Here is a 13,250-nt window from a genome sequence, read left to right as displayed (position 1 = left end):
CGTTGGTGCACCGACGCACCTTTCTCGGGGCCGCGGTATGCGCGCCGGCCCTGGCCGTCGCCGCCGCCAGCGAAGGGGCCCACGCCGCGGCCGCTGTACAACCAGCCGGGGATCCAGGACGCCGCCCAGGTCGTGCCGGTCGAGGGCGAGAAATGCGCCCAGGCCTTGATCGAGCTCGGGATCGTGGCCACCACCGCGATGCACGGGGCGAATGCGCCCGTGGACAAGACCGATTGGTCGCCGCTGGCGGGCAAGGCCGTCTTGGTCTGGCCTGACCGCGACAAGCCGGGCTGGGAGTACGCCGTGCAGGCGGCCCAGGCGATTCTGTCGGCGGGCGCGAAGACCTGCCACATCCTGTACCCGCCCGAGGAAGCGGCGGACGGCTGGGACGCGGCGGACGCCGTGATGGAGGGCTTCGACGTCGCGGCCTTCCTCGCCCACGGTCCGCGTGTGCAGGTGCATGACATTGCGGACCCCGGCGAGCCGGTGATCGGCGCGGACGAATCGGTGTGGGGTACCGAAGATGCCCTGGCGCTGGCCTTCACCCGGCGCTACCACCGCGACTGGCGCTACGTGGCGGCCTGGGGCCGCTGGTTGGTGTGGGACGGTCGGCGCTGGCGCAACGAGGAGACGCTGGCGGCCACCGACTTGATCCGCGGTGTCTGCCGACACGCGGCCCTCCAGGCCGACAACCCGAAGCTGGCGGCCAAGCTGGCCACCTCCGGCACCGTCGGCGGCGTCGAACGCCTGGCTCGCGCAGACCGACGCCACGCCGCGACCACCGCCGAGTCGGACGCCGATCCCTGGCTGCTCAACACCCCAGGCGGCGTGGTCGACCTCAGGACGGGCCGCCTGCGCGCACACGACCGCGCCGACCGCATGACCAAGCTCGCCACCGCCACGCCCCGCGGCGACTGCCCCCGCTGGCGGGCGTTCCTGGCCGACGTCACCGGGGGCGATGCCGACCTGCAGGCCTACCTGCAGCGCATGGTGGGCTACTGCCTCACCGGCTCGACGGCGGCGCACGCGCTGTTCTTCCTCTACGGCACCGGCGCCAACGGCAAGTCGGTGTTCGTGAACACCTTGGCCACGATCCTCGGCGACTACGCCACCAGCGCGCCGATGGACACCTTCATGGAGGCGCGCGGCGACCGGCATCCGACCGATCTGGCGGGCCTGCGCGGGGCGCGCTTCGTCTCCTCCATCGAGACCGAGCAAGGCCGGCGCTGGAACGAGTCCAAGGTCAAGGCCATCACCGGCGGCGACAAGGTCTCGGCGCGCTTCATGCGCCAGGACTTCTTCGAGTACACGCCCCAGTTCAAGCTGGTCATCGCCGGCAACCACAAGCCCGCGATCCGCAACGTGGACGAGGCGATGAAGCGCCGGCTGCACCTGATCCCCTTCACCGTGACCATCCCGCCCGAGCGGCGCGACGCCATGCTGACCGACAAGCTCCTGGCCGAGCGCGACGGGATCCTCGCGTGGGCGGTCGAGGGGTGTCTGGCCTGGCAGCGCGAGGGGCTCCAGCCCCCGGCCAGCGTGGTGTCGGCCACCGCCGAGTACTTCGACGAGGAGGACGCCGTCGGCGACTTCCTGGACGAGGAGGCCCAGCGCCACCCGCAGGCCCGCGTGGCCGTGGCCGACGTGTTCCAGCGCTGGCAGGACTGGGCCGGCCGGCGCGGCGAGTACGTGGGCACGAGCCGCTGGCTCGCGCAACAACTGGCCAACCGCGGCTTCGAGCGCACGCGCATCCACGGCGGCGTCAAGGCCCTGGCGGGCCTGGCCCTCAAGCCCAAGGACTACGGCACCCGACTGCCGTACCGCGACGACTGACCACCCACGGTGACCGAAGGTGACCCGTCCAAGGATTGAGTCTCTTTACGCGCGTACGCGCGCGCGGGCGGAAGGGATATTCCCCACGGCGGTCACCTTCGGTCACCGGCATGAGAACACGAACGAAGGACTGCAACGATGACAGCAACGATTCTGGCCCTCGACCTGGGCACCACCACCGGCTGGGCGCTGCGCGACCGCACGGGCCGAATCACCAGCGGCAGCCAATCCTTCAAGCCGCAGCGCTTCGAAGGCGGCGGCATGCGCTACCTGCGCTTTGGCCGTTGGATTTCTGAAATTCAGACATCGGTTTCTGAACTTCAGTTTTTGTACTTCGAGGAAGTGCGCCGCCACGTCTCGACCGACGCGGCCCACGCCTACGGCGGGTTCCTCGCCACGCTCACGGCCTGGTGCGAGCACCACGGCATTCCCTACCAGGGCGTGCCGGTGGGCACGATCAAGAAGCACGCCACCGGCAAGGGCAATGCGAGCAAGGACGAGATGATGGCGGCCGTGCGTGCGCGCGGCTACCTGCCCACCGACGACAACGAAGCCGACGCGCTGGCCCTGCTGCACTGGGCCATCCAGCATCACGACGCGGCGCAGGAGGCGTGAGATGGACATCCCGACTCCTCGCTACCGCTGCCCGCTGGGGCGCCTGCAGCCCGAGCCGATGGACGTGGAGGCCGTCAAACGCCGCGGCTGGCGCGAGCAACGCCTGCTCGTCGTCTGCCTCGACGATGACCGGCTCGATTGGACGGAGCGCGAGCTGATCCGCCGAATCGGCGAGCGGCTCTACGGTGCACGGGAGGCGCGCCATGGCTGAGTGGACCGTCGAGCGTGTGGACGAACGCTTCCGGGAGGCGGCCATCACCGCCCACCGCCTGCCGCCCGTGCGCGTGCAGGGCTACTTCAACACCTGGCCCGCGATCCGGCGCATGCCCTGGGAGACGCTGGGGGCCGAACCGGCGATCCGGCGCTTCCCGCCCAGCCCTGAGGCTATCGAGCGGATGCTCGAGACCATGCGCTGGGTCTTGTGGCTGGAGGAAGAGGAACGGCATCTCGTGTGGATGCGCGCCGAGCGCCACCGCTGGCGCGACATCTGCGCCCGCTTCGGCTGCGACCGGACCACCGCCTGGCGGCGGTGGCAGCGGGCGCTCTCGATCGTGGCCGACCGTCTGAACGGAGAGCAAGGAACTTCTCGACACATGGTGCCACTAAGTGGCATACTTCGCTAATGAGAAGAGTCTTCAAGACGCGCCACTTCGCTCGTTGGATGCGCAAGACCGAACTGACAGACGCCGGGTTGTGTCAAGCGGTCGAGGAGATGGCCGCGGGCCTCATCGATGCCGACCTGGGCGGTGGCGTGGTGAAAAAGCGCGTGGGCTTGGCTGGCCGCGGCAAGCGTGGTGGCGCGCGCACCTTGATCGCCACCAACAAGGGCGATCGCTGGTTCTTCGTCTACGGCTTCGAGAAAAACGAGCGGGCCAACATCGATGACGAGGAACTGGAAGCGCTGCAGGATCTGGCCGCCGATCTGCTGGCCCGTCCCGCGCGCCAGTTGGATGAATCCGTTGCCGACGGAACATTGCAGGAGATTTGCCATGACAAACGAGCCTAAGTCCAAGAGCCGCCTGCTCGAAGCCGTTCACGAAACGGCGCGCGACCTGCATCGCCTGGGCTTCATCGACAAGCGCAAGATGCGCAAGTACGACGCGCTGTGCCTGGAGCCGGTGCATGAATACGACGCTGAGAAAGTGCGCGCCTTGCGCGAACGCCTGCACTTGAGTCAGGCCGTGCTGGCATCGGTCCTCAACACCAGCGTCTCGACCGTGCGCAAGTGGGAAGTGGGCGACAAGAAGCCCAGCGGTCCCTCGCAGAAGCTGCTCGACCTCATCGAACGCAAGGGGCTGGAGGCGGTGCTCTGATGGGGTAGCTCTTCCAAACCCATGCGCAACGTTGATGAACGCAGGGCGCGCTGACAGACAGTTTCGGACTGGATGCAAATCCGGGGTCGTTCAGGGGTGCAACAAAGCAGGCCGATCAGGGGTAGTATCTCGGCTAACTTCTGGACAGCGGCGTCGGTCGAGGAAGCCGCCCGGGCATCGACGGGTCCTTCCTGGCCAATAGCCCATGCGGGGGGCGCGAGCGCGGCGCTTTTCTAGTCGTCCCTGAAAAATTCATTTTCACGCCGCCCTTAGCCGCAGCTGGGCAGGGTTGGCGCCACTGGTCTCGGTTGGCCGCCGCTGGGCGAGCCACCGGCCGATGAGGCGCACGGCCGCAATGAGGCGCAAAAAAGCTCGCCTCAAGAAGGGCACGCCCTTGTTGGCGATCATGCGCAGCAGCCAGCGGATGTTGTAGCCCGCCGCGCACAGCACCGCGTGCAGCCGGTCACCCTGCTCGCCCTTGAGGTGGCACCTGTCCATGCGGTGATCCTGCTTCAAGTGCCCGATGACCGGCTCGATGGCCTGGCGGCGCTTGAGCAGTCTGCGCTCCTCGTGCGTCAGGCGCTTGATCTTGCCGCGGTGCACCAGGCGCACATCCGCAATGTCGGCCTCCACCCCGCGGTAGCCCAAGTCGGCATAGGCCGTGTTGGGCTTGATGCCGCTGTCCTGCATCAGGATCGTGGCCTGCTCCAGCTGCGCTTGCAGCGTGTGCCCGTCGTAGGGGTTGCCATGGAAGGCCCGGGCTCCGACGATGAGGCTGTGCTTCAGGGTGCTGGCAATGCCGACCTTGACGCCGAACTCGTAAGGGCAGCGGGCCTTGCCCTTGTTGATGCACTCCACCTCCGGCGCGTGCCAGGCGTAGAGCTTTCGAGTCCCGTCGGCGGTCTTTCGGTTGGCAGTCTGCGCCACCAGACGCGCCGCCTTGTTGAGGGTGTGGCCAAGAGCGCTCTGGATGGCCTGCCCCAGGCGGCTGGCCTTGCGCTCGATCTCGCGCTGCAGCCTGGCCACGATCGTGCGCTGACGCTTGATGACCCGGCGCATGCGCGCAAACTGCCGCGCGTGCGCATAGCGTCCTGCCTTGCGGGCCAGCTCCTTGCCTTCCTTGGCAAAGGTCTGCTTCAAGGCGATGCCGGCGGCCTTGGCCGCCTCCACCAGCTTGGTGCGTGCGGTCTGCAGCAACCGGCTGTCGGTCGGATGGGCCACCGCCTTGGGCTGCACGGTCGTGTCCACCACCACGCGCTTGAGTTCCTGCGGCTTGATGAGTCCGGTTTCCACCGCCACGTTGATCGTCTGCGCCAGGAGTTCTTCCACCCCCTCCTCGCCCAGCAGCCGGCGAAACTTCACCAGCGTCGTGGCGTCGCACGGCCGGCGATGTTCAAAGTACGCCCGCCCCGAGAAGAACTGCCATGTGGGGGTTTCGCCCCAGCGCTCGACCACCCCTTCGTCCGACTCGTTGAAGGCGTGCTTCAGATACAGCAGCGCGATCATCACGCGCAGCGGCACGCGGGGTCGGCCTGCGTTGGACGCCCGAGCTGCGCGCACCGGAGATTCGCCAAAGAGGTCCAGATCGGGCATCGCGACACCTGCGCGCGCTTTGCGCATGAACAGGTGCGACAGCCTTGCTTCCAACTCCTGCCACGGCATGCGTGAGGACAACACCGCCAGCGGATGGCGCAGGTCGATCATCTGATCGAGCCGGGCGCGGAAGAAGTCCTCGGTGGCAGGGCAGGCAAACATCGCAAAACTCCCAGAAAACGGCGCATCAGACCATCAAATCTGGGGGAAATTGTACTCGCAAACAGACAATAACACAAGAAAAATCATGAGGTTATGAATATTTCAGGGGCGACTTTCTAGCGTCAGACTGCAAACCGAGGTTTGCAGGGTTTGCGGTTTGCAGGCCAGCGCTGCCGCCACGGCCAGCGACCGGAAGGACGGCCAGGGTACGCACGTCGTGCGTACCCCAAGGGCCGGACCTGAACTCCGACCCCTTGCGGCGCGGCTGACCGTCAGCCGATGCGGTCACCCGCTCTCCGGCTGCGTTGTGCGTCAGCACCACGTTCAGGCCCAGGCGCTTGCGCAGCAGGCCCGAGATCGCGCCGCGCACGGAATGCGGCTGCCAGCCGGTCGCCAGCATCAGTTGCAGACTGGTTGCCCCCTGCGGGCGGCGCAGCGCTACCACCAGCGCGGCGAGTTTGGTGCCAGGGCGCACCGGGATGCCCTCCAGAAGTTGGAGGTCGTCGGTGGTGTCGCACTTCGCGACGCCATCCGGCGGAACAGGCCGCTGTTGGCCGATGGCCGCGTAGCCCGCGTCGGTCAGCACGTGGTAGCCGTCGGCGGGCTCGATCCAGCCACGATCGAGCAGCGCAGTCAGCACCTTGACCCGTGCGCCACCGCGCAGCGTCTCAGGCGGAATCACTTGTCCATCGGCGCGGTGGGCGGCAGTGCGTAGCAGCAGGGCTTGAGTCGGGGTGAGCTTGGGGGTCGTGTCCATGGGGGCCTCCGGAGTGATCGCTACGCCCCGATTCACGCGCAGCTCCGCCCCGAAGCCAAGCTTGGGAGCGCATTTCCCAGCTGATAGACTTTCATCCGGTTTAATCCACCTGAGGCGCTTCCAGTTGGCAAGCGCGGACACCATGACCACAGAACCGTGGGTTTCCGTCGAGCAGGTCGCGCAACACCTGGGCGTGGCCAAGGACACCGTGTACCGCTGGCGGGAACACCGCGGGCTGCCGGCGCACCGCGTCGGGCGTCTGTGGAAGTTCAAGCTGTCCGAAGTGGACGACTGGGTGCGCGCCGGGGGCGCGGATGAAGCCGCCGACACCCATAAACAAACCAACTGAAGGCCATCACGAACATGGAAATCAACGATCTCGTCCAGCGCGCCATCGCGGATGGTCACCTGCAGCTCATCGCCAGCGGCAAGACCGAGAAGATTCGCTACGTGGCGGTGAATGTCGCGGAAAAGTGGTCCGACCCGGAGGAAAAGGTCCGTGCCGCGTACTACGCAGAATTGATCTACCGATACGGTTACGTGCCTGAGTGCATCGGCGTGGAAGTCACCGTGCCCGACCGCACCCCGGTCGACCGGGCCGACCTGGTGGTCTTTCGCGACGCGGCGCGCACCAAGCCTTTTGCCGTGATCGAGTGCAAGCGCGATGCCGTCACCGACACCGAGTTCAAGCAGGCCATCGAACAAGCCTTCGGCAACGGCCATGCGCACAAATTCCGCGCCGAGTACGTGGGCGTCATCGCCGGGCAGACACGAGCCTTTTTCGACTGTTCCGACCGCTTCGGCGTGCTCGAGCGCGAGGCCAACATCATTGCCGACCTGCCCGCGCAGTACGGCAAGCCCGAGGAATACAAGTACTACCACAAGGCCCCCGGCAAGCCCGACATCGCCGCCGTCAGCCGCGACGACCTGATCAAGACCATCCGCAAGTGCCACCAGACCCTGTGGGGCGGCGGGCGGCTGTCGCCCCCCATGGCCTTTGGCGAACTGACCAAGCTCATCTTCCTGAAGACCCGCGACGAGAAAACGCCGCGCAAAAAGGGTGAGCCCTACGCCTTCCAGGTCAAGACTTTCGAAACGCCCAAGCGCCTGGCCGAGCGCATCAAGGCCCTGTACGCCATCGAGCGGCAAAAAGAGCCCGACGTCTTCAACGAAGACATCAAGATCGACGAGATCACGCTCAAGAACGTGGTGCTGCACCTGGAGGGCGTGAACCTCACCGCCACGGACCTGGACACCAAGGGCGTGGCCTTCGAGCAGTTCATGGACGGCTTTTTCAAGGGCGACTTCGGCCAGTACTTCACGCCGCGCAACATCATCGCCTTCGCCATCCAGATGTTGGACATCCGCGCCGACGACGACGTGATCGACCCGGCGTGCGGCTCAGGCGGCTTCCTGCTGCACGCGCTGGACCACGTGCGCAAGCTCGCCAGCCAGTACTACGACGAAGACAGCAAAGAGCATTTCAACTACTGGCACAGCTTCGCGGAAAAACGCCTCTTCGGCATCGAGATCAACGAAGAAATCGCCCGCGTGGCCAAGATGAACATGATCGTGCACGACGACGGGCACACCAACGTCATCGGCCACGACGCGCTGGAACCGCTGGGCGCCCTCGCCCTCAAGAACGACGCCTTCGCGCGCATCATGGGCATCCAGCGCGACACCGAGTTCAACCCCGAGACCGGCCGCATCGAAGACGTGTTCCGCCGCGACGAGCGCAAGGGCTTCAGCAAGATCCCCACCAACCCGCCCTTTGGCGCCGTCATCAAGGAAGAGCTGCACAGCTACCTCAAGAGCTACGAGCTCTCGCGCTACGTGGGCAAGGGCGGCGGCAAAGACGAGGACGACCCCGAAGACGACAGCGCCGACCCCAAGGCCGGCAAAAAGGCCATCAAGCAGCGCGCCAGCGTCAAGACCGAAGTCATCTACTGCGAACGCATCTGGCAACTGCTCAAACCCGGCGGCCAGGCCGCCGTGGTGCTGCCCGACGGCCTGCTCACCAACGCCAGCCTGCAAGGCGTGCGCGACTGGCTGCTGGAGCGCTTCAAGGTGCTGGCCGTGGTGAGCCTGCCGCAGTTTGCCTTTGCCCACTTCGGCGCCGGCGTCAAGAGCAGCGTGGTGTTCCTGGAAAAGCGCCAGCCCGGCCAGCCCGCCAGCGACGACGAAGCCATCTTCATGGCCATGGCCGAGAACATCGGCTACGACGCCACCGGCCGCACCACCTACCAGGTGGAGGTGTTGAGCGAAGTGCCGGGGCTCAGCCGCGTGGAGCGCCAGCGCTGCGACCTGTTCGACTGGAAAGTGAGCTTCGACTGGGTGCCCGGCGAGGGCAAGAAGCCCGGGCGCTGGATCGAGCGCCACCGCGAGGTCATCCCCGGCAGCGGCCTGCTGGGCCAGTACGCGGCCTTCAAGACAAGCCCCGAACCTTTTTTCGTCTGACCCCCGCCCCCGCAGGGCAAGCGGTTTGCTTTGCGGTGAGGCGGGGGGAAGCAGTGGAGCAAGCGCTGTCCGTCAGTCCGCAGGTGATGGCGCTCAAGCAACTGCGGCAGGCGCTGAGTGCAGCGCCATGGCCCATTAAGCGCCTCGGATCGCCCGATGTGGCGGGTGTCAACCCCAAGACTGATCTGTCGCATTTGCCTGAAGAGGCCACGGTCTCTTTCATTCCCATGGAAGCAGTGGAAGAGCGAACAGGAGGTTTTACCCATAGCGAGAGGCCCCTCGCCGAAGTGCGCAAGGGCTATACCAGTTTCCAGGACGGCGACGTGTTGTGGGCCAAGATCACACCGTGCATGCAAAACGGCAAGGCTGCTGTGGTGCATGGCTTGGTAAACGGCCTTGGTTTCGGATCGACGGAGTTTCACGTCATCAGAGCAGCCGAAGATGTCTCGTGTTCGTTCCTCTGGGCCCTGCTCACCATGCCGCGCTTGCTCTATGCAGCCCAAGCGGCATTTACCGGATCATCAGGGCATCAGCGCGTTCCGGCGTCGTTTCTTGAGCAGTTGGAAATCCCCGTTCCCCCCATCGATGTCCAACGCCGCCTTGTCGCCGAACTCGACGCCGCCCGCGCCGAGCGGGATCGGGCGCTGGCGGAGGCGGAGCGTCTGCTGGGCTCGATCGACCAGCACGTGTGTCGACTGCTGGGCTTGCCCGATGTGCCGCCGCCCACTCAAGCGGCCTACGCCATCCGGCTGGGGCTGGCCAAGCAGTCGGCCACGCTGTCGGCCGATTACTTTCACCCCGAGCGCATGACGGCGCTGCGGGCCATTCGCCAACTGTCGAACGCGCCCCTGGGCCAACTGGTGAGCTTCGAGCGCCAACTGGTGGCCACACCGGGTAGCCAGCGCTACATCGGGCTGGCCTCGGTGGCCAGCCACACCGGGCAGCTGACCGATGCTGTGGAGTCTGCCGCCGGGCAGTGCTTTGCCTTCGAACCACAAGACGTGTTGTATGGCCGTCTGCGCCCTTACCTCAATAAAGTCTGGCTCGCGGCTTTCGCTGGGGTGTGCTCGACCGAGTTCCACGTGATGCGGGTGCGTGACGGCAGCGCGCTGCTGCCCGCCTATCTGGCCGTGGTGATGCGCACGCAACTCATCGTGGCGCAGACCAAGCACATGATGACCGGCAACACCCACCCCCGGCTGGCCAACGAGGATGTGGTGAATCTGCTCATTCCGCTGGCCGATATGCCGACGCAGCAGCGCATCGTGGATCAAGCCACGGCTTGCCAGCTTGAGGCGGCTCGTCTGCGCGCCCACGCCGAAACCGTCTGGCAACAAGCCCGCGAACGCTTCGAACAACAACTGCTCCAGGGAGCCACGGCATGATCCTCTCCGGCATCCTGCACACCTCGCTGGGCGGCTTCACCGTCATCCGCGGTGTGGCGCCGCTGGGCGAGCTGGCGCGCTGCTCGCGCTTCGACCCAGCCTATCAGCGCAACCTGATCGAAACCCACCGCAGCGAGATCGCACAGTTCCTGGCCGACCAGCAGTTTCTGTTTTTCCCCGAGGTGGTGCTGTCGGCCGCGCTGGCCTACGACTATGCCAAGGCACGGGGCAAGGCCAGGGACGTTCAAGCGCTGGCGGACCTGCACGCGGGCAAGGCCTTCAAGTCCAACGTGGACGGGCTGACCGTGCGCGTGGTCAAGACCAAGCTGCCCAAGGGGCTGGAGGTGGTGGGCGGCAGCGCCGCGCCCACGCTGGCCTATCTGGAGATCCCCGAGGAACAGCTCGGGCGCGACGATGGGCTGCGGCTGTTCCGCATCGACGGCAACCACCGCCTGAGCGCGGCGCGCGACCTCAAGCCCGGTGATGCCGCCTGGGGTCTGGAGACGCCATTTTGCCTCGTGCTGCACCAGGACCCGACCGAAAAGCGGCGCTTCGAGAAGGTGGTCTTCCACAACATCAACGCCAAGCAGATCCCGCTGACCTCGGAGGAGAACCTGCGCCTGATCCTGCAAACCGGCGAGGACGCCCTGTTCAGCGACGAGGACTTGCTCACCCGACCGAGCTTCGGCCCTGCCTACTGGCTGGCGCGCCACCTGTTGCCGCAGTTCCAGGCCGATTTCCTGGGGGGCCTGAGCCAACACTTCGAGAACCGGCACACGCTGGCCCTGGGGCTGGCGCAGTTCCTCACGGCCAAGCAGGCGGTGGCCAGCGAGGCCGATGCCGCGCGCTTGCAGGGCGAGGTAGATCGCATCCGCAAAGCACTGATCGCCGTCAACGCGCACTACGCCGAGCCGACCCGCGCGGCGCTGCGCGAGGCGGGCTGCCACGGGGTGCTGACGGCCTTCGTCTATTTCGCGCTCAAGAACGAGGGGCGGCAACTCGCGGCCTTTGCCCGCTGGATCGAAACCAACCGCATCGACCGCCTGAGCCCGGCCACCACCACGCGCGGCCTGGGCTACCACTACCACCTGGGCCGCACGCAGGCCGTGGACGCGGCAAGCCTGGTGGACGTGTTCGAGAGCGTGCTCACCGCGCGCCAGCGCCAGATCTTCATCTCCATGGCCTTCCGCGAGGAAACGAAGGAAACCTTCGAGACCATCAAGAAGACGGTGCGCCAGATCAACGACAAGCACCAACTCGACATCCGGCTGCGCGAGATTCGCATCGACCAGTTCAACAAGGGCCACAGCTACACCATCGACGACGAAATCCTGAAGGTGATTGAGGGCTGCGGGCTGTTGATCGCCGACCTGAGCTTTGGCAACCGCAACGTCTACCACGAGATCGGCTACCTCATGGGGCTGAACCGGGGCAAGGGCCAGGCGCAAGAGAACTTCATCCTCATCGCCGACAAGAAGGCGCGCGGCGCCGAGCTGGAAAGCGACATCGGCTTCAACCTCAAGAGCTGGCAGCAGTTGCGCTTTGACAGCACGCGTCAGCTGGAGGAGGCCCTGACCGAGAGCATCGAGATCTTCTATGGGCTGAGCGGCATGGGCGCATGATCGATGGACCACGCCACCCTCTCCACCCTGCGCGACCGCCACCCCGCCTGGCGGCTGCTGGCCTCGCCGCATGCGCCGCTGGTGGCGAGCTTCCTGCACCGGGTGTTCGTGACGCCGAACGTGCGCGTGATGAGCGAGGCCGATCTGGCCGAAGCGCTGGAGGACGAGCTTTACTCTTTACGCGAGGAACTGGGGACAGAAGCCTACCCTAAAGCGGCGCGGGAGTATCTCAACGACTGGGCCGCGCCGGACAAGGGCTGGTTGCGCAAGTTCTACAAGCCGGGCACGGACGAGGCGCAGTTCGATCTGACGCCGGCCACCGAGAAGGCCATCGCCTGGCTGGTGTCGCTCACCGAGCGGCCCTTCGTCGGCACCGAGTCGCGCTTGCTGACGCTGTTCGCGCTCTTGGAGCAGATCAGTGCCGGCACCGAGGCCGACCCGATCAAGCGCGTGGCCGACCTGCGCGCCAAGCGCGACGAACTGGACGCCGAAATCGCCCGCGTGCTGGCCGGTGACATGCCGCTCTTGGACGACACGGCGGTCAAAGACCGCTTCCTGCAGTTCCAGCAACTGGCGCGCGAGCTCTTGGCCGACTTCCGCGAGGTGGAGCACAACTTCCGCGGGCTCGACCGCAAGGTGCGCGAGAAGATCGCGTTGTGGGAGGGCAGCAAGGGCGCGCTGCTCGATGAAATCATGGGCGAGCGTGATGCCATCGGCGACTCCGACCAGGGCCGCAGCTTCCGCGCCTTCTGGGACTTTTTGATGTCCAGCCGTCGGCATGAGGAGCTCTCCGAGCGGCTCGACCAGGTGCTGCGGCTTCCCGCCGTGGCAGAACTGAAACCCGATCCGCGCACCCGCCGCGTGCACCACGATTGGCTGGAGGCCGGCGAGCACACGCAGCGCACGGTGGCGATGCTCTCGCAGCAGTTGCGCCGCTTCCTCGACGACCGGGCCTTTCTGGAGAACCGCCGCATCCTGGATCTGTTGCGCAGCATCGAGACCCAGGCGCTGGCCCTGCGCGATACCGCCCCCGTCGGTACGGTGATGCATATCGACGCGATGGGGGCCGACATCGAACTGCCGCTGGAGCGGCCCTTGTTCACCCCGAGCCTGAAGCCGCGTCTGGCCGATCTCGCCGTGCTGGCCGGTGATGACGATGTTGACACCGCACGCCTGTTCGATCAGATCGTCGTGGACAAAGCCCGCCTGCGCGCCACGGTGCAAGCCGCGCTGCGCCATCGCCCGCAGGTGACCCTGCGCGAACTGGTGGAGGCCGAGCCGCTGCGCCAGGGCCTGGCCGAGCTGGTGGCCTACCTGGAGCTGGCCCATGCTACCGATGGCAGTGAGACAGCGAACGGTTGGCGAGTCGTGGTGGACGATAGCCATCCCGAGACGATTCGCTGGCAGAGCACCGATGCTGCGGGCCACGCCGTGATGCGCGCGGCACGCCTGCCCCGCGTGATCTTCACGCGCTGATGTCCGCCGCAGGGAATGAGGAACATGAACGAAG

The 13,250-nt window shown here is 66.3% G+C and carries 12 protein-coding genes and 1 pseudogene; 11 read left to right on the top strand and 2 right to left on the bottom strand.

Features of this window, described 5'->3' with window-relative positions; genetic code table 11:
• Nucleotides 1-27: 27 nt before the first annotated feature.
• From ACPP3B_RS12210 to ACPP3B_RS12185, 6 genes and pseudogenes are all read left to right on the top strand, one after another.
• Nucleotides 28-1,833: pseudogene (locus ACPP3B_RS12210) on the top strand (phage/plasmid primase, P4 family); the annotation flags it as partial.
• 138 nt (nucleotides 1,834-1,971) lie between these two features.
• The gene (locus ACPP3B_RS12205) at nucleotides 1,972-2,448 is read left to right on the top strand and encodes a crossover junction endodeoxyribonuclease RuvC (protein WP_424859149.1); all 477 of its coding nucleotides are present in this window, start codon (nucleotides 1,972-1,974) and stop codon (nucleotides 2,446-2,448) included.
• A gap of 1 nt (nucleotide 2,449) precedes the next feature.
• The gene (locus tag ACPP3B_RS12200) at nucleotides 2,450-2,659 is read left to right on the top strand and encodes a hypothetical protein (protein WP_241925296.1); all 210 of its coding nucleotides are present in this window, start codon (nucleotides 2,450-2,452) and stop codon (nucleotides 2,657-2,659) included.
• The gene (locus ACPP3B_RS12195) at nucleotides 2,652-3,071 is read left to right on the top strand and encodes a DUF6362 family protein (RefSeq protein WP_424859148.1); all 420 of its coding nucleotides are present in this window, start codon (nucleotides 2,652-2,654) and stop codon (nucleotides 3,069-3,071) included. Before ACPP3B_RS12200 ends, ACPP3B_RS12195 begins: the two co-directional genes overlap by 8 nt.
• A complete protein-coding gene (locus ACPP3B_RS12190; RefSeq protein ID WP_072756620.1) occupies nucleotides 3,071-3,454 on the top strand; it encodes a type II toxin-antitoxin system RelE/ParE family toxin in 384 nt (127 codons plus the stop codon). The genes ACPP3B_RS12195 and ACPP3B_RS12190 overlap by 1 nt, the downstream gene beginning before the upstream one ends.
• Complete coding sequence (locus ACPP3B_RS12185) at nucleotides 3,438-3,761, top strand: helix-turn-helix domain-containing protein (protein ID WP_055424142.1); 324 nt, start codon at nucleotides 3,438-3,440, stop codon at nucleotides 3,759-3,761. Before ACPP3B_RS12190 ends, ACPP3B_RS12185 begins: the two co-directional genes overlap by 17 nt.
• Nucleotides 3,762-4,019: 258 nt before the next feature.
• On the opposite strand, the gene ACPP3B_RS12180 is transcribed toward ACPP3B_RS12185, so the two are convergent.
• Together ACPP3B_RS12180 and ACPP3B_RS12175 are read right to left on the bottom strand one after the other, a co-directional pair.
• Entirely contained in the window at nucleotides 4,020-5,516 is a 1,497-nt protein-coding gene (locus ACPP3B_RS12180) for an IS5 family transposase (RefSeq protein WP_424858771.1), read from the bottom strand.
• A gap of 91 nt (nucleotides 5,517-5,607) precedes the next feature.
• Nucleotides 5,608-6,273 carry a DUF3489 domain-containing protein gene (locus ACPP3B_RS12175; RefSeq protein ID WP_424859147.1) on the bottom strand — a complete coding sequence of 222 codons (666 nt, stop codon included), beginning with the start codon at nucleotides 6,271-6,273 and terminating at the stop codon, nucleotides 5,608-5,610.
• Between the two features lie 142 nt (nucleotides 6,274-6,415).
• Between ACPP3B_RS12175 and ACPP3B_RS12170 the strand changes: the two genes are divergently transcribed.
• From ACPP3B_RS12170 to ACPP3B_RS12150, 5 genes are read left to right on the top strand one after another with little or no spacing between them, the layout of a single operon-like run.
• Nucleotides 6,416-6,622 (top strand): helix-turn-helix domain-containing protein, encoded by a 207-nt coding sequence (locus ACPP3B_RS12170; protein ID WP_424859146.1) that lies wholly within the window; start codon nucleotides 6,416-6,418, stop codon nucleotides 6,620-6,622.
• A 14-nt stretch (nucleotides 6,623-6,636) separates the two neighbouring features.
• Nucleotides 6,637-8,733 carry a restriction endonuclease subunit M gene (locus ACPP3B_RS12165; protein ID WP_424859145.1) on the top strand — a complete coding sequence of 699 codons (2,097 nt, stop codon included), beginning with the start codon at nucleotides 6,637-6,639 and terminating at the stop codon, nucleotides 8,731-8,733.
• 53 nt (nucleotides 8,734-8,786) lie between these two features.
• Nucleotides 8,787-10,118 (top strand): restriction endonuclease subunit S, encoded by a 1,332-nt coding sequence (locus ACPP3B_RS12160; protein ID WP_424859144.1) that lies wholly within the window; start codon nucleotides 8,787-8,789, stop codon nucleotides 10,116-10,118.
• On the top strand, nucleotides 10,115-11,740 hold the full coding sequence (locus ACPP3B_RS12155) for a hypothetical protein (protein WP_424859143.1): 1,626 nt from the start codon (nucleotides 10,115-10,117) through the stop codon (nucleotides 11,738-11,740). The genes ACPP3B_RS12160 and ACPP3B_RS12155 overlap by 4 nt, the downstream gene beginning before the upstream one ends.
• A gap of 3 nt (nucleotides 11,741-11,743) precedes the next feature.
• Nucleotides 11,744-13,216, top strand: coding sequence for a DUF3375 domain-containing protein (locus ACPP3B_RS12150; protein WP_424859142.1), 1,473 nt, complete (start codon nucleotides 11,744-11,746; stop codon nucleotides 13,214-13,216).
• The last annotated feature ends 34 nt before the right edge of the window (nucleotides 13,217-13,250 follow it).

The sequence above is a fragment of the Tepidimonas sp. HKU77 genome, assembly GCF_049728535.1.
Lineage (GTDB): Bacteria > Pseudomonadota > Gammaproteobacteria > Burkholderiales > Burkholderiaceae_C > Tepidimonas.
The sequence above is the reverse complement of the archived record's forward strand: the minus strand, read 5'-3'. Positions and strand labels throughout refer to the sequence as shown.

Coding starts and splice junctions, on each gene's coding strand:
- ACPP3B_RS12205 (WP_424859149.1), top strand. CDS start 1,972: ATGACAGCAACGATTCTGGCCCTCGACCTGGGCACCACCACCGGCTGG.
- ACPP3B_RS12200 (WP_241925296.1), top strand. CDS start 2,450: ATGGACATCCCGACTCCTCGCTACCGCTGCCCGCTGGGGCGCCTGCAG.
- ACPP3B_RS12195 (WP_424859148.1), top strand. CDS start 2,652: ATGGCTGAGTGGACCGTCGAGCGTGTGGACGAACGCTTCCGGGAGGCG.
- ACPP3B_RS12190 (WP_072756620.1), top strand. CDS start 3,071: ATGAGAAGAGTCTTCAAGACGCGCCACTTCGCTCGTTGGATGCGCAAG.
- ACPP3B_RS12185 (WP_055424142.1), top strand. CDS start 3,438: ATGACAAACGAGCCTAAGTCCAAGAGCCGCCTGCTCGAAGCCGTTCAC.
- ACPP3B_RS12180 (WP_424858771.1), bottom strand. CDS start 5,516: ATGTTTGCCTGCCCTGCCACCGAGGACTTCTTCCGCGCCCGGCTCGAT.
- ACPP3B_RS12175 (WP_424859147.1), bottom strand. CDS start 6,273: ATGGACACGACCCCCAAGCTCACCCCGACTCAAGCCCTGCTGCTACGC.
- ACPP3B_RS12170 (WP_424859146.1), top strand. CDS start 6,416: ATGACCACAGAACCGTGGGTTTCCGTCGAGCAGGTCGCGCAACACCTG.
- ACPP3B_RS12165 (WP_424859145.1), top strand. CDS start 6,637: ATGGAAATCAACGATCTCGTCCAGCGCGCCATCGCGGATGGTCACCTG.
- ACPP3B_RS12155 (WP_424859143.1), top strand. CDS start 10,115: ATGATCCTCTCCGGCATCCTGCACACCTCGCTGGGCGGCTTCACCGTC.
- ACPP3B_RS12150 (WP_424859142.1), top strand. CDS start 11,744: ATGGACCACGCCACCCTCTCCACCCTGCGCGACCGCCACCCCGCCTGG.